We start from the raw sequence: 20,005 nt of genomic DNA on the forward strand, positions 1-20,005 counted from the left end.
CAGGGTCTCGGACTTTCTCGCATCTCCCGTAGGAGTCGAGCGGACGCCTCTCCAAACCAACTTATTATTCGCTTTCAAATAAATAAAACCTCATTTTATTTGGAGAACTAGACTTTTCAGTGCCCTCTACAATTTGTGGGTCTTTTTCTTGTCTTATTATTCTGTAATTACTTCATAAATTAAAGTAGGAGCCTTCACTTCATTTGCTGAAAGCTTAATATTTTCATACAATTTTTTTGTTACATCGTCAATATCTTTTGTATTACTATAAATCGTTACAAGTGATTCGCCTGCTTCGACTTTTTCACCGATTTTCTTCCGTAAAACTAAACCTACTGCAAGGTCAATTTCTGACTCTTTTGTTGCTCTGCCTGCACCTAACAGCATAGCAGCTGTTCCAATGCTGTCAGCAGTTATTTCTGCGACATAGCCAGTTTCTTTTGCTGGGAGCTCGATTATATATTTAGCCTTTGGTAATAAATCTGTTTGATCAACAACAGAAGCATCGCCACCTTGGGAACTTAAGAAAAGTTTAAATGTTTCAAGGGCTTTGCCATTATCGATTACCTCTTGCAGCATTTCTCTCGCTTTATCTGTAGACTCTGCTTTTCCCGCTAAGTACACCATGTGGCTTCCTAAAGTTAAGCATAATTCTGTCAAATCTTCTGGCCCATTACCAATTAATGTATCAATTGCCTCTTTTACTTCTAAGGCATTACCTATTGCATATCCTAGAGGCTGACTCATATCAGAAATCACAGCCATTGTTTTTCTACCAACATTATTCCCTATTCTAACCATAGCTTCTGCAAGCTCTCTTGAGGCATCTAGTGTTTTCATAAATGCTCCAGCACCTGTTTTAACATCTAAGCAAATAGCATCCGCACCTGCCGCAATTTTCTTACTCATGATACTGCTCGCAATTAAAGGAATACTATTAACGGTCGCTGTTACATCTCTTAATGCATATAATTTTTTATCAGCTGGGGTGAGGTTACCGCTTTGTCCAATAACAGCCAATTTATTTTTATTTACTAAGTCAATAAATGCTTCTTTTTCTATTTCGACATGAAATCCTTTTACGGATTCTAATTTATCGATTGTACCACCAGTATGACCTAGTCCTCTTCCACTCATTTTTGCCACTGGAACACCTACAGCAGCAACTAGCGGACCTAATACTAAAGTTGTTGTATCGCCAACTCCTCCTGTAGAGTGTTTATCTACTTTAATACCTTCAATAGCAGATAGATCGATGACATCGCCTGAATGCACCATCGCCAAAGTCAGCTCTGCACGTTCTGCTTCTGTCATATCTTGAAAAAATACCGCCATTGCAAAAGCACTCATTTGATAATCTGGTATTTCCCCCTCTGTATACCCATTGATGATAAACGCTATTTCTTCCTTCGTTAATTCTAATCCGTCTCTTTTCTTTTCGATTAAGTCGACCATTCTTAATGCCATAATTGAATCTCCTTCATTATGTATTGAAATCATTCTTCTTAACATTGCAAAAATTAAAGTCACATGAACTAACCGTCAAAGGATTTGATTTTTGTAAACGGTGTAAAATGTTTTAATAACTAAAGAGCTACCACATAAATCAGTATTGCTCAAATGGTAACTCTCTCATTTAACTTAGTTCATTATGCACCGATTTCTTTAATCAATTCTTTTACATATTGAAGAAAGTTTGCTTTAACTTTCTCCGTTGTTTCGATTACTTCCTCGTGATTTAGAGGTTGATCAAGAATACCGGCTGCCATATTCGAAATACAAGAAATACCTAATACTTTCAGACCTGCATGACGAGCAACAATTACTTCTGGTACAGTAGACATGCCGACTGCATCTCCACCTAATACGCGAAGCATTCTTACTTCAGCTGGTGTCTCATAAGATGGTCCAGTATTTCCAACATAGACACCTTCTTGCACCTTAAGACTAATCTTACTTGCGACATTGCGTGCTATTTCACGAAGATTATTACAATATGCTTCTGACATATCAGGGAATCGTACGCCTAACTTACTGTCATTTGGACCGATTAATGGGTTTGTTCCCATATTATTAATATGATCAGAGATTAGCATTAAGTCACCTGGTGCAAAGTTTTCATTCACTCCACCCGCTGCGTTTGTAACAATTAATTTTTCCACGCCTAGTTCTTTCATTACTCGAACTGGGAAAGTTACTTTATCAAAAGAATAACCCTCATAGAAATGGAAACGCCCTTGCATTGCTACTACTTCTGTTCCATTAATCGTGCCAAATACAAGTTGACCTGCATGTCCTTCCACTGTAGAAACTGGAAATTCCGGTATATCTTCATACGGAATTTTTACTGGATTTTCAATTTCCTCTGCCAAAACACCTAATCCAGAGCCAAGAATTAAGCCAATTTTAGGCGTATTTGCATATTTTTGTTTTAAGAAATCTGCTGACTGTTTAATCATTGTAAAATTCATTATTATTCCCCTTATATTAAGTCATTTAAGAAACTTGTTCCATATTTAGGCAGTTTAACGTCAAAGTTTTCCGCAACCGTTGCGCCAATATCAGCAAATGTTTGACGAAGTGGCAATTCCTTCGGTTCTTTTAATGCTTTACTATACACTAGTAGTGGCACATATTCTCTTGTATGGTCTGTTCCATGATGAATCGGATCATTTCCATGGTCTGCCGTAATAATTAATAAATCATCATCCTTCAGTAGTTCAAATACTTCTGGAAGTCTAGCATCATATTCTTCTAGAGCTTTTCCATAACCAATCGGATCTCTTCTATGTCCAAATAAAGCATCAAAATCTACTAAGTTCAAGAAGCTTAGACCAGTAAAATCCATTTTCAAGGTATCTACAAGCTTGTCCATTCCATCCATATTTGAAACTGTTCGTAAAGACTTTGTAACCCCTTCACCATCATAAATATCAGAGATTTTCCCGATTGCAATGCTTTCGATATGATTATCTTTTAATTCATTCATTACTGTACGATCAAATGGTTTTAATGCATAATCATGACGATTTGCAGTCCGTTTAAAGTTTCCAGGCTCTCCTAAGAACGGTCTAGCAATAATACGTCCAACCATATATTTCTCGTCTAGCGTCAATTCTCTTGCTAATTCACAAATTCGATATAACTCATCTAATGGCACAACCTCTTCATGAGCAGCAATTTGAAGGACGGAATCTGCTGAAGTGTAAACAATTAAAGCACCTGTTTTCATATGCTCTTCACCTAATTCGTCCAAAATTTCTGTTCCACTTGCTGGTTTATTGCCGATTATTTTTCTTCCTGATTTTGCTTCGATTTCATTTAGCAATTCATCTGGAAAGCCTTCCGGGAATACACGGAATGGTGTTTCAATATTAAGACCCATTATTTCCCAATGACCCGTCATTGTATCTTTTCCATTCGATGCTTCCTGCATTTTTGTATAATATGCAAGCGGTTTTTCAGCTGCATCTACACCAGCTATTTTTTCAATATTACTCAGACCCAGTTTTGCCATGTTCGGCATATTTAGTCCGTTCATTTTTTCAGCAATATGACCTAAAGTATGTGCACCTAAGTCATTAAATTTATTTGCATCAGGCGCTTCACCTATTCCAACTGAATCCATTACAACGAGGAAAACGCGATTATATTTATATGTAGACATTTTTATCCTCCTTTTTTCCATTTCAATCATCCTATTTTGCCCTACTGTATGTATCTTTATTAACCATAAAAATTATAGCATATCGTCAGAAGTCTGACATCTTTTTCAGCAATGTTTTCCATTAATTTTGAGGGATAATTAAATCGTTTTCTTACTTCCCTTTTTATTATCCCTTTCTATCACAAATTTGTCTCTGTAATTATTCGTTGTTGGTTTTCTAGTAGAATGTGTATACAAAGTGAGCTTAAGCGGCGGATATAAACGGAATTATTCCGTTTATTTTTAAGATTTTTTTACAGAAGGCAAAAACAAAAAGAACACTGTATTTGAGGCTAACAGTGCTCTATGCTCTTGGATGAAATTGACTATATACATCCTTCAATCTAGTTTTTGTTACATGTGTATAAATCTGTGTTGTCGAAATATCAGCATGACCAAGCATTTCCTGAACAGCTCTTAAATCTGCACCATTCTCCAAAAGATGTGTTGCAAAGGAATGTCTTAATGTGTGTGGGGTTATTTCTTTCTCAATATGTGCTTCCTTGCCTAACCGTTTTAAGATTTTCCAAAATCCTTGTCTCGTTAATCTATTCCCATGATGGTTTAAAAACAAGGAATTTTCCGCCGATTTTTTATGTTGTAAAAAAGAAGGTCTTGCTTCATTTAAATATAACTCTAATGCTCTTGTTGCCGCTCCGCCAATTGGTATAATTCTTTCTTTGTTCCCTTTTCCGATACAGCGGATAAACCCCATTGTAAGATGAGCATCATCAATATTTAAATTAATTAACTCACTCACACGAATTCCTGTTGCATAGAGGAGCTCTAGCATTGCCTTATCCCTAATCCCATAATGATCCTTTTTATGTTCGAAATCGAGGAGTGCTTCGACTTCCTCCATGGACAAAACTTTTGGTAATGTTCTTTCAGCCTGTGGCGTTTCAATATGTACGGTCGGATCTTCATCCAGCACTCGATCGCGAAATAAGAATTGATGAAACGCACGAATGGATGCAATATGACGAGCAATTGTTTTAGATGACTTTCCTTGATCCTTTAAGAATCCTAAAAAGCGAATGATATGCGAACGCTGTATTTCTGTTAAATCACATTTCTCCACATTTTTCATATATTTCATATAACTTTTTAAATCTCTTTCATATGATACAAGCGTATTACTCGCCAATCCCTTTTCGACTAATAAATAATGCATAAAATCTTTTAATTGATCTTCCATAGAATTACTCCCCATTTAAATAAAACAGGAATATTCGATCCCTCCATGAATTTTTTTCTGTTTCTGGACTATTATCTGCATTCACCTTAATGGCTGAACCCGATGGCTCGTCATAACGATGAAACTGTTGATATTCTTGATTAAACCATACGATTGCATAATAAAAAAGTATCGTACACCCTGTGAACAGGATAAACACTTTTAATGTATTCATCATTGCTTTTGTCCATCTTCTCATCCAAAATCCCTCCATAGCTTCTCTAATACAAGCTATGCCAGGTTGGACAATTAATATACCTAATGAACTTATTATTCTTATTATAATGGATATAAATATAAATGAAAGTGTTAATCGCTCAAATAATTCTTGAAATCTTTAATAGAAGTTCAAAATGATTAAGACAATAAAACTGAATGTATACTCTTCCTTTTAGGAATCCATATGCATGCTATAATAAAAATAAATAGATTTTGCTAAGAAAGAACACAAATATGGAGGAGTTTACTAATGAAGAATACTATATGTCCGAAATGCAATAGTGAAGAAATTAAAAAGGGTGTAATGGCAGCATCGGTTGGGCAAGCATATGTATCCCGAAAAAAACCTTAGTCAGAAACCTTCACCAATATCAGCAGAATATTGTGGGAACTGTGGATACATCATGTCCTTGTATGTAGAAACGCCCAAAAATTTAGGATAACAATTACTTTATTGGTTACTGTGCTCTTTCTCTAATCGTATATTTTATTAGATATCCATATTTATTTATAGTAGCTTGATTTAAAGCAAAATAAAAAACCTTCTCATTTGAAAAGGTTTATTCTGCGGAGGATGAAACTTCCTCACTTTTTCCCGTGCAACGATGGCAAATACCATGAAATGTTAGACGGTGATCTTTAATTTTAAAATTCCAGTCACGCTCTACTAATTTCTCTACATCTCCTAGTAAATCTTCTTGAATTTCATCAACTGCTCCACATTCAATGCATACTAAATGGTGATGAAAGTGAGCTGCGCCTTCTTGTCTCAAGTCATATCTAGAAACGCCGTCACCAAAATTTATTTTATCAACAATTTTCAATTCCGTTAATAGTTCTAGTGTACGATATACGGTTGCCAATCCAATTTCAGGAGATTTCTCTTTTACGAGTAAGTATACATCTTCTGCACTAAGATGGTCTTCTTCATTTTCTAATAATACTCTTACTGTCGCTTCCCTTTGGGGAGTTAATTTATAGCTCGAAGAATGCAACAGTTTTTTTATTCTATCTAATCTACTTTCCATTCCGAAAGTCCCTCCCTAGCCACTGTCCATCTCATTATAACAGAAGTAGGAATAGAATCCTAATAAAAATTATTATAAATAACATTTAATAATAATTCTTAAATTATAATGAGTATTATCTCTATTTTAACCATTCGAAAGGAAAGTTTTAGATTCTCTCTTTATATAAATGGCAACATGATAATAATAGATTGTACCATATTAATAACTGCTTTCATTAATATTGGCGAAATATATGCCTCAACTGCTGCCGCAATCCCGATAATAACAAAGGCTATCATTAGCAGAAAAGTATATCTAGCAAACAGTGGCAGCATTGGTTCCCCCTTTTTCTTCATGAATTGCTGGCGAATCATTTTAAAAGAGAACGCTACTGATAGTGTAGCAGAAATTATAAAAATTGGAATAACAATTAGGTTTTGTGGCAAAACCGACACAAATGATAGTAAAAAGCCATGCCATCCCATTTGGTTAACTAAAAAACCAACTGTAAAGCCAACAACCATTCCTTTTATAAATAATAGAATTAAAATAATGGGCAATCCTATAATAGAGATGCCAAGCAGCCAAATAAAGCCGATATATTTACTGTTATGCGAGAAGCTTTGAAAAAACAAATCTTTGCTTTCCGCGACTTGTCCATTGGAAACCTGTCCAAAAAATTGTGTTAAATAGTAGTAGAGATCTTCCTTTTGGGAGAGAGACAAACTATTTACTACTATTGCACCAAAAATTACCCCCATTAAAAATAATACAATGATAAATAAATAAATTGAGGAATGCTCATGTATATGAGTCGCTAGGATATTCTGATATTTTTTCTTTTTCATTGCCTTTCCTCCCGCCAAGTCTGTTAATTTATGTTTATGCACGAAAGATAGGCATATGACTAGAAATCTATTATTAATCAAAAAGAGCAAATCATCTAATAATTATGTTATTTTACAAAAAGATATGGTAGATTAATTTTGAGGTGAGAGAATTGAAACCGATTTTAATAGATTTGCCAGAAAAAATCGAAACAGAAAGATTAGTATTGCGTCCATGTATGCCTGGAGATGGCAAGGATGTATATGAGAGCATCCAACGGTCAAAAAATGCCCTTAAGCCTTGGATGGCTTTTGCTAATAAAGAGCAAACACTAGAAGAGGTGGAAGCAGGTGTACGAGAATCGTATGCTAAATATATTTTAAGAGAAGATTTACGATTACATATTTATTTAAAAGATACAAAAGAGTTTATAGGTTCAACTGGTCTACATTCCATCGATTGGAAAGTCCGCGTGTTTGAAATTGGGTATTGGTGCAATTCTGTCCACACTGGAAATGGCTATATTACAGAAAGCACCAGAGCTTTAATAAAGCTTGCAAAAGAAACACTGCACGCAAATCGTATTGAGATACGTGTTGAATCCACAAATAGGAAAAGTCGTGCTATTCCAGAAAAACTCGGCTTCTCATTGGATGGTCTATTGAAAAATGAAACCCTTAGTGCCGATACAGAGGAACTAAGAGATATCTGTCTTTATTCGTTGACATAATGCAAAAAAACCCACAAATTTTAGTGTGGGATTTTTTTGTACTATTACTTATCTACCCTAACCTTTCCGTATTTACCGCCACCACCTACTTGCAGATTTAACATTCCCGTTCTCGCTGCAACTACATAATCCGCCACCTTCTTTGGAATGATTTCCACTAACTTATCGTAGGGAGCTTCATGGATTATTTGCATTTCGGTTGAAAAATAATCAAGTAATGTTTGCAGTGTTTTTTTCCCTAAGCCAGGAATGTATTCTAGCGGTATTTGGTGAATATAGGGTGGTCTATTAGCTGTTGAAGTAGCATCCTTTAAATCGGTAATCCTTGCTGCTACCCCTTTTACCCATTTATGACTTCCGCATTCTTTGCATATACCAGTCGTTTCTGAAAAAGGGGCATAGCATTTCATACAAACCGTTTCATGATATTTACCTAATTTTGGGTCTAGCCCATAATTGGCAATGATTCTTCTTCCTTCTACCTGATGCAGAACTTTTGCAAATTCTGCAAAAGATGCTTCCTCCATTTCCATAATTTGATATTCTCGAGCAATTTTTCCTAAAGAATGGGCATCAGAATTGGTTATAAAAGAAAAGGCATGTAATTCTGAAATTTGATCAGCCATATCCGTATCAGAGCTCAATCCTAGTTCCATGCCATCAATCAATTTCTCATCCAAAACTTCCTTATAGGAACGATAAACACCACTTCCATATAAACTTTTGAATGGTGTAAAAATATGTGCTGGTATGAAAAGCCCATTTAATTCCTTTACTTTATGCTGCAATTCTTTCCCAGTTATATAAAGCCTTTGCGAGCTTAAAGTCACATTTTTCATATGATTAGAAATCCAATTGGAAAATTCCTTCATTTTAGCTAAAGTCGGCAGATAGGATAACACATGAATCGGCCCCTTACAGGAAGAATCGTATATTTCCAGCTCTGACCCTAGAATAATCGTTATCCCTTCCATCTTAACCCCACCGCTAGGCAATTCTATCATCTTCCCCTGCTCTATCAACTCTTCCATTTCCATTATCACTTCAGGGGAATGACAATCTATAATTCCAATCATATCAAGACCCTTTTGTTTGCTAGCATATTCAATGACAGCAGGCAAGGTAAGGTTTCTGGAAGCTGTGATTTTCACCGGCTTTCCACTTTTGGTTCTCCCAATATGGATATGTAAATCCGTGTAAAAAGACTTCATTTTTACTCCTTTAGGTTAGCAATTTGTAAATATTGTATCCCAAAAATTGTTTTCGCATCAAAAATGCGTTGTTCTTCCATAAATTGTAATGCTTCCTCTAGCGTAATTTCTAATACATTTACAAACTCATCTTCATCTAGTCCTGCGGCATCTTCTTTTTTGGTTAATCCTTTTGCCACATATACATGGATGATTTCATCAGCAAATCCTGGTGAAGTATAAAAAGAACTTACCAATTCTAGAGATTCACAATCATATCCCGTTTCTTCTTCTAATTCTCTTCTTGCACATAAAGCTGGGTCTTCGCCCTTTTCTAATTTTCCGGCAGGGATTTCTACGATTACTTTTTCAAGCGGCTTTCGATATTGCTCTACCATAACTAGCTTGTTATCGTCCGTTATGGCAATTACTGCTACTGCACCTGGGTGCTTTACTAATTCTCGTGTAGAGGTTTTTCCATTAGGCAATTCTACTTCATCCACTTGAACTTGAATTATTCTTCCACTAAAAATATGCTCTGTTTTTACTGTTTTTTCTTCCAATGAACTCATTTGACACACTCCTGTTCTATTAAACAAAGATCCTAACATATAGATTATTATACTTTATTTCGGTTTTTAAGAAAGGATTGTGGGGACGCTGAAGATATATTTACGAGAAAAAGGGGTTGTTTTAACTGGAAAACCACGGGAAATCCGTTATATGCTTAAAAAGTATCAAAAAGAATACACCTATGTGAAGGATTGGGTGAATGCTAATTCGAATCCTTCAAAAAAATAAGCCGATTTCTTTGTGAATAAATACCATTTTTCGTACAATAAGAGATATCTTAGGTAAAGAGGTGTTCGAATTTGCAAAAGTCACAATTAGGTAGTTCTAACTTATATGTATCAAAACTAGGACTTGGATGCATGAGTCTTGGGACCGAAGAAAAGACTGCCTTTCCGATTTTAGAAGCAGCATTAGAAGAAGGAATAAATTATTTTGATACAGCAGATTTATATGATCAGGGGAAAAATGAGCAATTACTAGGTCGTTTTTTCAAAAATAATCGAGAAGATGTCATTATTGCAACAAAGGTAGGAAATAAGTGGGAAGAGGGAAAAGATGGATGGTCTTGGGATGCAAGTAAGGCCTATATTAAAGAACAAGTTAAACACAGCCTAAAACGACTAGGCACAGATTATATTGATTTATATCAACTACACGGCGGGATGATGGAAGATCCGATTGAAGAAACGATTGAGGCATTTGAAGAATTAAAGGAAGAAGGCGTGATTCTTTATTACGGCATTTCTTCCATTCGCCCAAATGTCATTCGCGAATATGTGAAGCGTTCCTCTATTGTTTCTGTCATGATGCAATATAGTATATTAGACAGACGTCCAGAAGAGGAAGCACTACCATTACTTGCAGAAAACAATATTAGTGTCGTTACCCGCGGCCCTGTTGCAAAAGGTCTTTTAAGCCCTAAGTACCGTGAAAAGCTAACAGAAAAAGGCTATTTAGATTATTCTGGTGAGGAACTTGCAAAATTACTTCAAAATTTAGAACAAAAATTTGCAGATAATCGCACATTAACGGAAGCTGCTATTCAATATAACTTGGCTCAAACCCCTGTAGCTAGCATCATTGCAGGTGCAAGCTCAGCAGAACAACTACGTGCCAATGCAAATGCCGTGAACAGTGCACCTTTAACAGCAGAGGAAATAGCATTTATTAAAGAAATTTCGAAAGCATCGGTTTATAAGGCACATCGTTAATAGGATGTAAATTTACTTTTAAGCTTGGTTCTTGAATGATTTGGAAAATTTTTCTCTTCATTATAGAAAAGTGGTTTTCGTTTTTTGGATGAAAGCCACTTTTTCTTGCATTTTTTTGAAATGTGGTTTTCATCTTGCTTATGAACTCTACTTTTGCTCCATTCTTCTTGAAATGTGGTTTTCAATTTGCTTATGAACAAAAATTCCCACCCACTCTTTTTAGATAAATAGGATACGCGTCCAAATAAAATCCTTTATTTTACAAGAATAATAGAAACGAGGAAACTCTTTGAAATACATAGAATTTGGTATTGGCAACAAATGGCTTATTCGTACAGAAACAGAATTACAAGATGGGACAGAGTTTGAAGAAAAAGGAATAAAGAGACCTATTAAATTTCACTCTCTTTATACTAGAGTCTGGATTAGAAAAACGGTCATTATTATCGATTCAAAAGAAGGGGTTAAAAAACGAAAAAAAGAACGAAATGCTTATAAATTCATTCTAGGTATAAAAAGCTTATAGCATTTCACTATTACTCCTTTACTCTTCCATCTCTAGCCTTCTAAAAAGAGGAAAATCAATTAATCGTAACGAATACTTATCTAGTAATTAAACTGTAATTAAATTACCTACATTACTTTTATAAAGGAGTCTTTCAATGAATCAAGCTTTATTAATTATTGATGTTCAGCAATAACTGGTAGATGGGAATACGGAAACAAATAAGATTTATAATAAAACAGGTTTATTAGATACTATTAATCTCGTTATTGAAAAGGCTATCCAATTAAATGTTGAAGTTATGTTTGTAAGAGATAAAGATGTTGCGGGAGGCGAAGGACCTGGGTTTCAAATTCATTCCGATTTGAAAGTTCCTGTTGAAGCAAAAATCTTTGATAAATATGCTACAAATGCATTCTATGGAACAGGATTACTAGAGTATTTACAGTCAAAAGACATTCAACATCTTGTCATTATGGGTTGCGAAACACCCTATTGTATTGATACAGCGGTACGGACAGCAACTGTAAATAATATGGATGTAACGCTAGTTGGAGATGGGCATTCAACAACCGATTCAACCGTTCTTTCTGCTGAAAAAATTATTCAACATCACAATAAAATATTACACGGTCACTATAATGTCGATCATTTTTCGATAGTGCGCGAAGCAGAGGAAGATTTATTTTCACCCATGCATGATAGTTACCGATAAGTTTTATGTAAAGAGCAAGCGAAAAAAGTCACAATGACAAAAGCGATTCGAGCAGCGGCATTTGTCATTGTGACTTTTCTTTATTATTATTTTCACTCTAACTCCCAAGCTTCTTTTAACAGTTCCACCCCTCTTTCTATCTCTGTTTCCGTCAATCCACCATATCCAAGAATCACTTTTGGATTCCCTGAATATTCATTTTGAAAATAGTACGTAGAAACAGGGTATACTTTCACTCCAAATTCCATTGCCTTTTCGACTAATCGCTTTTCACTTAAATCACGTTTCACTTCTAAAACAATATGAAGTCCAGCATTTTCTCCAATCACTTCTACATTTCTGTCTAAATGTCGGTGGATGGCTTGGAGTAGTGCTTGCCGTTTTTTCCTGTACAGTGTTCTCATTTTATTTAAGTGACTGTTCCAATGTCCTCCTTTTATAAAGCGGTACAATGTATCTTGATGCATCCGTGATACGGTCTGCTTATAGACAGTGAACTGTTTCATATATGTACTGTATAATTGCATTGGGAGAACCGCATAGCTTATTCGAAGGGAGGGAATTAATGATTTCGAGAAGGTGCCCAAATATATAATTTGACTATTTTTTGCTAATCCTTGAAGTGCAGGAATTGGTTTTCCTTTATAGCGATATTCGCCGTCATAATCATCTTCTATTATAAACCCATTATTTTCTTCTGCCCAGTTAACCAATTCCAATCTTCGTGCAATTGGCATAATCATCCCGTATGGAAATTGATGAGATGGGGTTACATATGCGACATTTGCTTTACTCTTATTCAGTAGAGATACATCCATTCCATTCTCATCGACAGGAATAGGTAGTGTTTCTATCCCCATATCTTGTAATACCACTCTAATTCGGTGATAGCCTGGATTTTCAAGCCCATATGATTTATCCCTTCCTAACAATAAACTAATTAAGCCTATTAGCACTTGCGTTCCTGCACCAATTATTATTTGATTAGGTTGACAATTTACCCCTCTTGTAGCATATAAATGCTTGGCAATCTGTTCTCTTAAGTTAAACTCACCTTGTGGATCTCCGTTCGAAAACCAAAAATTTTGATCTTCATATATCGATTGCATGGAGAGCTTTCTCCATGTGTTATAGGGAAAATATTTACGATCCACTTGTCCTGAGTTAAAGTCGATTTTCACCACTTTTTGTTGATTAGGTTTATTTACGATAGGACTAGCTTTCGTTTCTAGCTGATTCTTATATTCTTCATCAATTGTTTGCACATATAATCCTTTGCGGGGACTACTTTCCACATATCCTTCTGCACAAAGCTGATCATAGGCTGCTTGGACGGTATTTAAACTAATTTGCAAATGTGTTGCTAGCTTCCTTTTGGATGGTAATTTTTCATTGGGTAATATATGTTTCTTTCTAATCTCATGCTTGATAAAGTCTGCTAATTGGATATAAAGCGGCTTACTACTGTCCTTCCGTAAAACTGGTGTTAACTCTAGCACAAAACACTCCTCCTCAAATCACACTGACACCATTAAAAAGAGCTAATCTGATACTTTAGATTATACCAGAATCCTATTACATTATAGATATGAATGGAGGAATGAACATGATAAACAATCAATTAACCATTAAAGTGTTAAAGACAGAAGATGAATGGAAAACAGCATTTACTGTAATGAAACAATTGCGAACAAAATTAGATATGAGCGCATATCTTGAATTAGTTTTAGAATCTGTCCAAAAAGAAGGGTATCGCTTGATTGCACTGTTTAATCAGAAAGAAATCGTAGCACTATGTGGATTTATGCCTATGATCACTTTATACAATGGCAGATTTATATGGGTCTGTGAATTAATAACAGACCGCAACCATCGTTCCAAAGGTTATGGCAAAGCATTATTGGACTATGTCCATCAGTGGGCCATTGAAAATGACTATCCTCTTGTGTCTTTGTCTTCTGGCTTACAGCGTATCGATGCCCATCGCTTTTATGAAGAAAAAATGGAATATGATAAAGTAAGCTATGTTTATTTGAAAAAAATTTAACAATAAGTAAAAGAGACATTCCCACTTTTTAAAGGTAACGTCTCTTTTGCCATACTTTTTAAAATACTCGTAAATAACTACATTTCCCCTCATAAATATCTTCTATTCTTTGTAGATTAAGTGGATGGTTCTATTGAAGTTTTCTATTTCATAATTCTTTTTTCTAAAGGAATTCCCTTCATTTATATAGAAATATACAAATCTAGGATTCTATAAACGAGTATGGTAAATATACATGAAAAAAGGAGGTGTTAATCCATGTCAAAAGATTCTTTACAAGGTTTAATTACTGAGTTAGATAAACTAATTTCTGCTTGTGAAGGAAATGCTAAAAATAGTGATTCTGCCGAAAAACAGCGCTTTTATGAAGGAATGGCTATCGCCTATACAACAGAACGTATGAGAATAAATGGGGAAGTAGATAGCATAGAGTTAAAAGTAATCGATGAATTATATCGTGCTCTCTCTACTACCTCCGCTTCTACACAGGCATCAAGCATTGAATACACGGAAACTTGTTCCTTTTGCAGAAAATCAAAAGAGGAAGTTGGTCATTTAGCGGTTGGACCAAATGTGTCTATTTGCAGCTCATGTTTAGAGTTTGGTGCAGAAGTGATTAAAAGTCATTCATAGGGACGATTGAAACAATTGTCCCCTTTTTTCACTACTATGTCTTAAGCTTGTATTACTTTTACATACGTTCCTTTTTTCGCTTTTTGAAAAGCATTCTTATTCATCTCTTCTATTTTTTTAGAAAGGCTTGAAGCACTTACTAACTTATTTTGATAGAAAATGGATGGGTCAATAAGTCGAACCTTATTCTTTAGATGGATATCAAAATCCTCTTCATCCTCTATTACTTTCAAAGAAGATTGAAGTTTATGCCAGAGCTCCTGAATCTCACCATTCTTTGATTTACTAATTTTAAAAATCAACTCCCTATCTTCTCTTAGAAAATCAGAAAACTTTATAATGTTCTTAGCTAACGCTACTTTTAAAATTTTTGTTAACTGATCATATCCATAAATATTTAATGGATGCATAAAAAAATCGATGACCTCTTTGTAATAGGTTGTAACAAACCATTCTGCCGCATCAACGTTACTTAAACACATTTTCCCTTCTACCGTTAAAACATTTTCTAAAAATTTCTCTACTTCCTTTAACGAAATTTTTCCATAAGTATACATATCCCGTATTGTATAATCAACACGATCAGCACATAATTCGGGTGCTGGCTGTTCTAGAATAGTCCATTTGGTATCATCCATTAGCAATTCTTTATAATCATATCGATATTTTTCTAAGATTGAAGGAATTTCAGAATTCTTAATAACAGAAAGAAAAATAACTTCATGATAATTCTCATGATGTTTATCTAAGACAAAATCAACAACATGGGAGAATGCTGTATGGGAGACATCATGCAACAGTCCAGCAATTTGCTCTTCCATGGAACCTCCGAGCTTTCGGATTAATAGCATAACGCCAATCGAGTGCTCATATCTAGTAACATTCCAATTTTTATTTACTAAATAACTTGCTCCGCCTTGATGGATGCCTTTTAGTCGTTGGATTGGCTTGCTTTTTATTAATTCCTCTAAAACTTTTTCAATCTCAAAATCTCCGTACAGTTTATCGGATATTAGCAAAACTATTCTCCCTTCTTGGTAAATTTGTCTCCTATTATAAAAAACACAATTTCAATGGAAAACCACATGCATTTCCAATAAATGTATAGTAAAGTATACATATCAAGTTTAATCCTCTCATGTTTTGCAAAAAGTGATTTTATTAAAATTAAATCTGAAAGGAGTATGAATGTGCATCAGAATTTCGGAAAAAAACAAATCAATAAAAGCAACTTTTTAGGTGTACTATCGATATTTTTTCCTATTGTCCTTGGACTATTGATTCTTAATTTTTTTACAAACATCATTCCGTTGGATAAGCTTCAAGGATTACCTGTTCTCATGCCGCTTTTTTTGTGTCCATTTGGAGCAGTCATCGGTCTTTTAGGATATAAACGGAATAGAGATACACTATCATTAGTTGGTATAATTGCCAATATAATATTGTTCTTGTTCCCTGTTTTTTACCATATACTAGGTACAATTTTAATGGGTGTTTAGTGATTTCATTTATACTTTTTGTTCAGCCGCTCTCACCTTTCTTCCATTCTATTATAAGATTTAAATAAAAGTGAGAAATATTAGTAAACTTACAAAAAGAAAAAACACTTCTATATTAAAAAAATATGGATTTCCGGCTATCCGATTTAAAATTTTATTTGGTTTAAGGAGGCTTTCTTTTATTAAAAGTAGGACAAAATAAATGATAAGTATACCAATGATTCCCATCAAATTTGCCATCATAACATATTGCTGCTTCCAAAACGCAACTGCAAGAAATATTACCCAAATACTCTTTAGGATATTGGCCATTAATTCAAATGGTCCTGATAAGGTTGCCATCAAATGATTGCTTATTGCTTGCGGTTGACTTACTTTTTCGCTATGTACTATATGACCTGTCTGTAAACTCATTGTCATAATCATCATAGATAAGTATACTGTCCCAAAAATCATACCCATTTTTAGGCTATCAGTATGTAGTATCTCATATAATGTTATCGGAATAGGCAACCACATTGCATACATAATCGCCATTAGAATATGTATAAATCCAAATTCGTTATTTTTAGCAAGCTTAGGAAACTTTACAGCAAGGATGACAAATAAGACGATTCCTATCCAGCCTAATACTAGTGTTGATATGATAATTGGTATCAATCCTTTCGAGCGATTTATTTAATTATTTTAACTTCTTCTCCAGCTGCTTTTTATGTTGATCGGCTAATGCTAATAAGCGGAATTGATCCTGTTTTAATTGTTCTAAAATATCACTCGCTTCTTTCCATGCTAAGTCATACTGTTCATTCGAAATATAATTGTCTTTATACGCATTCACCAGTTCTTCTTCATCCAGTAAATAAATTTCTTTAGTTGGCAATACTACAATATCTAAAAACAAGTCATCCATCCAAGGAACCTTATCTTCTGTTCCATGTTCAAGACAGATATCAATATACCATTGGACAATATCTCCATCTTTATTAAACATAGTAGTGATAGAGTGATTTTTATTTAATGGATATTGGTGAAGCCACATATAGCCGTCATTAAGTATACAAACCTCTTTCTGGTTATACCTTTTGGTTACTGATTCCGCTACCTTTATGGAATGAAATAGGGACAAATATCCCGTAAACTCATCCGTTATTATAAACATTTGCGCATATTGCTTTTCTAATATCCGTTTCCAACCTTTATGGTTTCCGTATTTTCTTTTTACCGGCATACTCACCCAACTATATCAACAATTTATCCGAAACCACCCTGTCTCTTTCGGAAAATCATCTCTACTTAATTGTCTACCCGTTATTAACTGGCGATAGGAAGTTATTGTGCCGTCATGTGAGACAATATAGATTTTCTCTTTTTTTAATCGACTACAATTTGCTAAAAATTCTTCAGCGTATCTTGTAAAATCCCTTTCTGTAGCGGTGTTAAATCCTTCCTTCCATAAGGCTACTGGTGGATTGTCATCTAGTTCAAAGGAAGGAAATGCATGTAATATATTCTCCTTTTCCATCATTACATCGCAAGGCAATGTCTGCTTATTTGATAAGAGAGGGAACATTCTTGGAGAAACGTAAGGAGTTACTATTTTTCTGCAATCGACGCCATCAGCCCACAGCATAGCTGTTTGCATAGTTCTTACTAATGGACTAATGAACACAATATCTTGAGTGCTTAAAGGAAAACGATCTTTAAGTTTCTTTGCTTGGTCCATTCCCTTTTTTGTAAGTGGCGGATTTCTTTTATGTAGACTAGATGGAAGATTAAGCGTGTGTTATAATATCTAAATCAGAAGCCTCTATATTCACTCCAATTGGAATGGTTCCACAAAGAATTGGTTTATAAGGATGTAAAATTTCGTATATTTTTAATTTCTTTAATGCTGAATATGCTTGTTGCTGCTTAGCATTTCCTTCTCGTAAATAATCTAGTTTATCAAACATTGAAAATTTCATATTTCATATATCTCATTTAAAGTTTCGCTCACGACTGACTGCATAGAAGATAACTTAGGATTATTTATCATATTTACCAACAAACTTTTCAGGAAATTCTTACAGTTTGCCACCAAAAACCAATAACTTTCTTCCTCTATTTGATTTCTATACTGGTGTAAATCGTTTTTCATATTAATTATTAAGCCTTCTAACACTTCCTGCTCCAAACCGTTATCTATCATTTGTATAAGAGGAACAATCATTCGTTCATCCTCATCATGAATATATACACTTTCCGTTTGATAGATTTTTTGCCAAATCGCCTGCATTATTGCCGGGTATGTACTTTGATTTATTTTTTCACTTTTGACAAGTTCATCGAAAGCATCCGCTACATGCGCCATACTATGAGCCCAGCCTCTATCTTTCACATATCCTCTTACATCTTTTTCAAGGTTTACATAGTTGATCAATTTATCTTTAATTTCATTAACCTTGGCTTCTGTTAAAAAATCATTGCGATTATCTTGATAAAGAATAAGTGCAATTAGTAATGATGTAAAAGAACGAGTGAAAACAGAATCCGTATCCTTTTCACCAATTCCTTTAAACAAGAATTGATCACTTAAACAGGTTTCTAACACTTCACATAAAAAATGCTTTTCTAGTTTATTTTCCATGATTAATTGACAAAAGGTGTGATAAATCAAATTATCTCTTAGCTCGCTATCTGGTGAACCAATATGTATAAGCATAGATTTTACGACTGTCTGTTTTGTTTTTTCATCCCATTCTATTTCTTCAGATTTTCTATTCCCTAGAAAGTGCTTCAACTCTTTTTCCTTCATGGGAATTATATTTTCTATTAGATTCAATTTCTCACTCCTATATTTAATCGTGTATTTTAATAAAATCTTCTTTCCTTAACCGGAATAGAACTATGTCTTGATTACTATCTTTAATAAGATTGAATCCATAATTTATTAATAGTTGTTGTCCTGCAGTATTATGGATAGCCACACGGTCTGCCATCACTTCTCCGCCAAATTCATTAAAGAAATAATCCAGAAGTAAATGAATTGCCTCTTTTGCATAACCATTTCTACGATATTTATAAGCTATTTTTATATTTAACTCCGCTAGGTGCTTTTCATGATCAAATCGATGGAAACTTACTTCCCCAATTGGAATGTCTTCATAAGTATAAATAAAGCAGTAGAAGTTGGTTCCATCTGTTGGTTGAACCATTCGTTGGTACCATCCTATTCTCCGACTTTCCTCAAACTCAATTGTACCTCCAACATCCATCATGGTATCTTTGTCAGCCCAAAGCCATTCCACAAACTCTAGTTCCTTCCACTCCGGCTGTTTAATATAAACTTTTTCTCCTAAACTTTTAAATAACATGGCTGTGTTTCCCTCCTCATTACCTTCAAAAATTATAACATTAATCATTAAGAAGAAATTCACTTTTTCGAAAAATTCAGATACCCGACGAAATTAAAAATGACCTTCAAGAACAAAGGCCATTTTACTAAAAAGAGATTCTTCTATCAAAGTATTCTTTCACTTTTTAGCTACGAATAGTGGTTTTACATCAATAGCTGATAAATCATCTATTTCTACCCACATTGGCAAATATGTTCCTCGGTCTAGAGATCTTTCCGTAAATTCTTCTCCTTGACCTGTTCCAATACTGCCGCTGACGATATCTGCTAAGAAAAAATACTGGGTTCCTTCATATTCTATTTCTGCTAAGCATTCGTTTATTTGGACGGTTACACCTAATTCTTCAAATACTTCACGTTTAGCTGCTTCCCTAGGCGTTTCTTCTGGCTCGATACCACCACCAGGAAATACATAATAGATAGAATTATTTCTACTTCTTTTAATAAGACATAGCTTATTATCTTCCATAATAACTACTGAGCCTCTATTTCGCATTAACTTTTCGCC

25 protein-coding genes and 1 pseudogene are annotated in these 20,005 nt (G+C 34.6%); 8 read left to right on the forward strand and 18 right to left on the reverse strand.

Going from position 1 to position 20,005, the window contains the following annotated elements:
• Positions 1-156 precede the first annotated feature (156 nt).
• The 7 genes from ACWNMZ_RS23380 to spoIIM form a co-directional block, all read right to left on the reverse strand.
• Complete coding sequence (locus ACWNMZ_RS23380; protein ID WP_235249741.1) at positions 157-1,467, reverse strand: pyrimidine-nucleoside phosphorylase; 1,311 nt, start codon at positions 1,465-1,467, stop codon at positions 157-159.
• A 182-nt stretch (positions 1,468-1,649) separates the two neighbouring features.
• Positions 1,650-2,471 carry a purine-nucleoside phosphorylase gene (locus ACWNMZ_RS23385; protein ID WP_031537326.1) on the reverse strand — a complete coding sequence of 274 codons (822 nt, stop codon included), beginning with the start codon at positions 2,469-2,471 and terminating at the stop codon, positions 1,650-1,652.
• Positions 2,472-2,482: 11 nt separating this feature from the next.
• Positions 2,483-3,667 (reverse strand): phosphopentomutase, encoded by a 1,185-nt coding sequence (gene deoB / locus ACWNMZ_RS23390; protein ID WP_031537325.1) that lies wholly within the window; start codon positions 3,665-3,667, stop codon positions 2,483-2,485.
• 343 nt (positions 3,668-4,010) lie between these two features.
• Positions 4,011-4,904, reverse strand: coding sequence for a site-specific tyrosine recombinase XerD (gene xerD / locus ACWNMZ_RS23395; protein WP_235249716.1), 894 nt, complete (start codon positions 4,902-4,904; stop codon positions 4,011-4,013).
• A gap of 4 nt (positions 4,905-4,908) precedes the next feature.
• The gene (locus ACWNMZ_RS23400) at positions 4,909-5,142 is read right to left on the reverse strand and encodes a YqzK family protein (RefSeq protein WP_235249709.1); all 234 of its coding nucleotides are present in this window, start codon (positions 5,140-5,142) and stop codon (positions 4,909-4,911) included.
• A gap of 580 nt (positions 5,143-5,722) precedes the next feature.
• The gene (fur, locus tag ACWNMZ_RS23405) at positions 5,723-6,190 is read right to left on the reverse strand and encodes a ferric iron uptake transcriptional regulator (protein ID WP_031537320.1); all 468 of its coding nucleotides are present in this window, start codon (positions 6,188-6,190) and stop codon (positions 5,723-5,725) included.
• A gap of 161 nt (positions 6,191-6,351) precedes the next feature.
• Positions 6,352-7,020 (reverse strand): stage II sporulation protein M, encoded by a 669-nt coding sequence (spoIIM, locus tag ACWNMZ_RS23410; RefSeq protein ID WP_251628026.1) that lies wholly within the window; start codon positions 7,018-7,020, stop codon positions 6,352-6,354.
• Positions 7,021-7,172: 152 nt separating this feature from the next.
• Here spoIIM and ACWNMZ_RS23415 point away from each other — a divergent pair, with 152 nt between their 5' ends.
• Positions 7,173-7,730: a GNAT family N-acetyltransferase gene (locus ACWNMZ_RS23415; protein WP_251628027.1), complete on the forward strand. Its 558-nt coding sequence runs from the start codon at positions 7,173-7,175 to the stop codon at positions 7,728-7,730.
• A gap of 44 nt (positions 7,731-7,774) precedes the next feature.
• On the opposite strand, the gene ACWNMZ_RS23420 is transcribed toward ACWNMZ_RS23415, so the two are convergent.
• Together ACWNMZ_RS23420 and ACWNMZ_RS23425 are read right to left on the reverse strand one after the other, a co-directional pair.
• Entirely contained in the window at positions 7,775-8,941 is a 1,167-nt protein-coding gene (locus tag ACWNMZ_RS23420) for an endonuclease Q family protein (RefSeq protein WP_031537316.1), read from the reverse strand.
• A 2-nt stretch (positions 8,942-8,943) separates the two neighbouring features.
• On the reverse strand, positions 8,944-9,492 hold the full coding sequence (locus ACWNMZ_RS23425; protein ID WP_031537314.1) for an NUDIX domain-containing protein: 549 nt from the start codon (positions 9,490-9,492) through the stop codon (positions 8,944-8,946).
• A 79-nt stretch (positions 9,493-9,571) separates the two neighbouring features.
• Between ACWNMZ_RS23425 and mciZ the strand changes: the two genes are divergently transcribed.
• From mciZ to ACWNMZ_RS23445, 4 genes are all read left to right on the forward strand, one after another.
• The gene (mciZ, locus tag ACWNMZ_RS23430; protein WP_269320379.1) at positions 9,572-9,721 is read left to right on the forward strand and encodes a Z-ring formation inhibitor MciZ; all 150 of its coding nucleotides are present in this window, start codon (positions 9,572-9,574) and stop codon (positions 9,719-9,721) included.
• Positions 9,722-9,792: 71 nt separating this feature from the next.
• Entirely contained in the window at positions 9,793-10,704 is a 912-nt protein-coding gene (locus ACWNMZ_RS23435) for an aldo/keto reductase (protein ID WP_235249707.1), read from the forward strand.
• Positions 10,705-10,993: 289 nt separating this feature from the next.
• The gene (locus tag ACWNMZ_RS23440; RefSeq protein ID WP_235249699.1) at positions 10,994-11,230 is read left to right on the forward strand and encodes a DUF3977 family protein; all 237 of its coding nucleotides are present in this window, start codon (positions 10,994-10,996) and stop codon (positions 11,228-11,230) included.
• A 175-nt stretch (positions 11,231-11,405) separates the two neighbouring features.
• Entirely contained in the window at positions 11,406-11,924 is a 519-nt protein-coding gene (locus tag ACWNMZ_RS23445) for an isochorismatase family protein (protein WP_235250096.1), read from the forward strand.
• A 92-nt stretch (positions 11,925-12,016) separates the two neighbouring features.
• On the opposite strand, the gene pdxR is transcribed toward ACWNMZ_RS23445, so the two are convergent.
• Positions 12,017-13,423, reverse strand: a complete 1,407-nt coding sequence (gene pdxR / locus ACWNMZ_RS23450) for a MocR-like pyridoxine biosynthesis transcription factor PdxR (protein ID WP_235249697.1) — start codon at positions 13,421-13,423, stop codon at positions 12,017-12,019.
• 107 nt (positions 13,424-13,530) lie between these two features.
• Between pdxR and ACWNMZ_RS23455 the strand changes: the two genes are divergently transcribed.
• Together ACWNMZ_RS23455 and ACWNMZ_RS23460 are read left to right on the forward strand one after the other, a co-directional pair.
• A complete protein-coding gene (locus tag ACWNMZ_RS23455; RefSeq protein ID WP_235249694.1) occupies positions 13,531-13,971 on the forward strand; it encodes a GNAT family N-acetyltransferase in 441 nt (146 codons plus the stop codon).
• A 258-nt stretch (positions 13,972-14,229) separates the two neighbouring features.
• Complete coding sequence (locus ACWNMZ_RS23460; RefSeq protein WP_251628028.1) at positions 14,230-14,604, forward strand: ClpX C4-type zinc finger protein; 375 nt, start codon at positions 14,230-14,232, stop codon at positions 14,602-14,604.
• A gap of 41 nt (positions 14,605-14,645) precedes the next feature.
• Here the strand turns inward: ACWNMZ_RS23460 and ACWNMZ_RS23465 are convergent, their stop codons facing one another.
• Entirely contained in the window at positions 14,646-15,623 is a 978-nt protein-coding gene (locus tag ACWNMZ_RS23465) for an HD domain-containing protein (protein WP_031537301.1), read from the reverse strand.
• Between the two features lie 171 nt (positions 15,624-15,794).
• Between ACWNMZ_RS23465 and ACWNMZ_RS23470 the strand changes: the two genes are divergently transcribed.
• Positions 15,795-16,103: a hypothetical protein gene (locus tag ACWNMZ_RS23470; RefSeq protein WP_231512548.1), complete on the forward strand. Its 309-nt coding sequence runs from the start codon at positions 15,795-15,797 to the stop codon at positions 16,101-16,103.
• Positions 16,104-16,163: 60 nt separating this feature from the next.
• Here the strand turns inward: ACWNMZ_RS23470 and ACWNMZ_RS23475 are convergent, their stop codons facing one another.
• The 7 genes and pseudogenes from ACWNMZ_RS23475 to ACWNMZ_RS23505 all read right to left on the reverse strand — a co-directional run bounded on the left by ACWNMZ_RS23475 (position 16,164) and on the right by ACWNMZ_RS23505 (position 19,993).
• On the reverse strand, positions 16,164-16,763 hold the full coding sequence (locus ACWNMZ_RS23475; RefSeq protein ID WP_251630066.1) for a hypothetical protein: 600 nt from the start codon (positions 16,761-16,763) through the stop codon (positions 16,164-16,166).
• A 22-nt stretch (positions 16,764-16,785) separates the two neighbouring features.
• Positions 16,786-17,331, reverse strand: coding sequence for a DUF402 domain-containing protein (locus ACWNMZ_RS23480; protein WP_031539646.1), 546 nt, complete (start codon positions 17,329-17,331; stop codon positions 16,786-16,788).
• Positions 17,332-17,346: 15 nt separating this feature from the next.
• Positions 17,347-17,841: pseudogene (locus tag ACWNMZ_RS23485) on the reverse strand (histidine phosphatase family protein); the annotation flags it as partial.
• 34 nt (positions 17,842-17,875) lie between these two features.
• A complete protein-coding gene (locus ACWNMZ_RS23490) occupies positions 17,876-18,055 on the reverse strand; it encodes a DUF4269 domain-containing protein (protein ID WP_251630068.1) in 180 nt (59 codons plus the stop codon).
• An 8-nt stretch (positions 18,056-18,063) separates the two neighbouring features.
• On the reverse strand, positions 18,064-18,924 hold the full coding sequence (locus ACWNMZ_RS23495; RefSeq protein WP_251630069.1) for a DUF2785 domain-containing protein: 861 nt from the start codon (positions 18,922-18,924) through the stop codon (positions 18,064-18,066).
• A 16-nt stretch (positions 18,925-18,940) separates the two neighbouring features.
• Positions 18,941-19,456: a GNAT family N-acetyltransferase gene (locus tag ACWNMZ_RS23500; protein WP_251630070.1), complete on the reverse strand. Its 516-nt coding sequence runs from the start codon at positions 19,454-19,456 to the stop codon at positions 18,941-18,943.
• A gap of 159 nt (positions 19,457-19,615) precedes the next feature.
• Positions 19,616-19,993 carry an NUDIX hydrolase gene (locus ACWNMZ_RS23505; RefSeq protein WP_251630071.1) on the reverse strand — a complete coding sequence of 126 codons (378 nt, stop codon included), beginning with the start codon at positions 19,991-19,993 and terminating at the stop codon, positions 19,616-19,618.
• Positions 19,994-20,005: the final 12 nt, after the last annotated feature.

The sequence above is a fragment of the Niallia sp. Marseille-Q9988 genome (assembly GCF_976954375.1).

Bases quoted from the DNA above. Each gene is read 5' to 3' on its own strand.
- ACWNMZ_RS23380 (WP_235249741.1), bottom strand. From the start codon at position 1,467: ATGGCATTAAGAATGGTCGACTTAATCGAAAAGAAAAGAGACGGATTA.
- ACWNMZ_RS23385 (WP_031537326.1), bottom strand. From the start codon at position 2,471: ATGAATTTTACAATGATTAAACAGTCAGCAGATTTCTTAAAACAAAAA.
- deoB (WP_031537325.1), bottom strand. From the start codon at position 3,667: ATGTCTACATATAAATATAATCGCGTTTTCCTCGTTGTAATGGATTCA.
- xerD (WP_235249716.1), bottom strand. From the start codon at position 4,904: ATGGAAGATCAATTAAAAGATTTTATGCATTATTTATTAGTCGAAAAG.
- ACWNMZ_RS23400 (WP_235249709.1), bottom strand. From the start codon at position 5,142: ATGAGAAGATGGACAAAAGCAATGATGAATACATTAAAAGTGTTTATC.
- fur (WP_031537320.1), bottom strand. From the start codon at position 6,190: ATGGAAAGTAGATTAGATAGAATAAAAAAACTGTTGCATTCTTCGAGC.
- spoIIM (WP_251628026.1), bottom strand. From the start codon at position 7,020: ATGAAAAAGAAAAAATATCAGAATATCCTAGCGACTCATATACATGAG.
- ACWNMZ_RS23420 (WP_031537316.1), bottom strand. From the start codon at position 8,941: ATGAAGTCTTTTTACACGGATTTACATATCCATATTGGGAGAACCAAA.
- ACWNMZ_RS23425 (WP_031537314.1), bottom strand. From the start codon at position 9,492: ATGAGTTCATTGGAAGAAAAAACAGTAAAAACAGAGCATATTTTTAGT.
- ACWNMZ_RS23455 (WP_235249694.1), top strand. From the start codon at position 13,531: ATGATAAACAATCAATTAACCATTAAAGTGTTAAAGACAGAAGATGAA.
- ACWNMZ_RS23460 (WP_251628028.1), top strand. From the start codon at position 14,230: ATGTCAAAAGATTCTTTACAAGGTTTAATTACTGAGTTAGATAAACTA.
- ACWNMZ_RS23480 (WP_031539646.1), bottom strand. From the start codon at position 17,331: ATGCCGGTAAAAAGAAAATACGGAAACCATAAAGGTTGGAAACGGATA.
- ACWNMZ_RS23490 (WP_251630068.1), bottom strand. From the start codon at position 18,055: ATGTTTGATAAACTAGATTATTTACGAGAAGGAAATGCTAAGCAGCAA.
- ACWNMZ_RS23500 (WP_251630070.1), bottom strand. From the start codon at position 19,456: ATGTTATTTAAAAGTTTAGGAGAAAAAGTTTATATTAAACAGCCGGAG.
- ACWNMZ_RS23505 (WP_251630071.1), bottom strand. From the start codon at position 19,993: ATGCGAAATAGAGGCTCAGTAGTTATTATGGAAGATAATAAGCTATGT.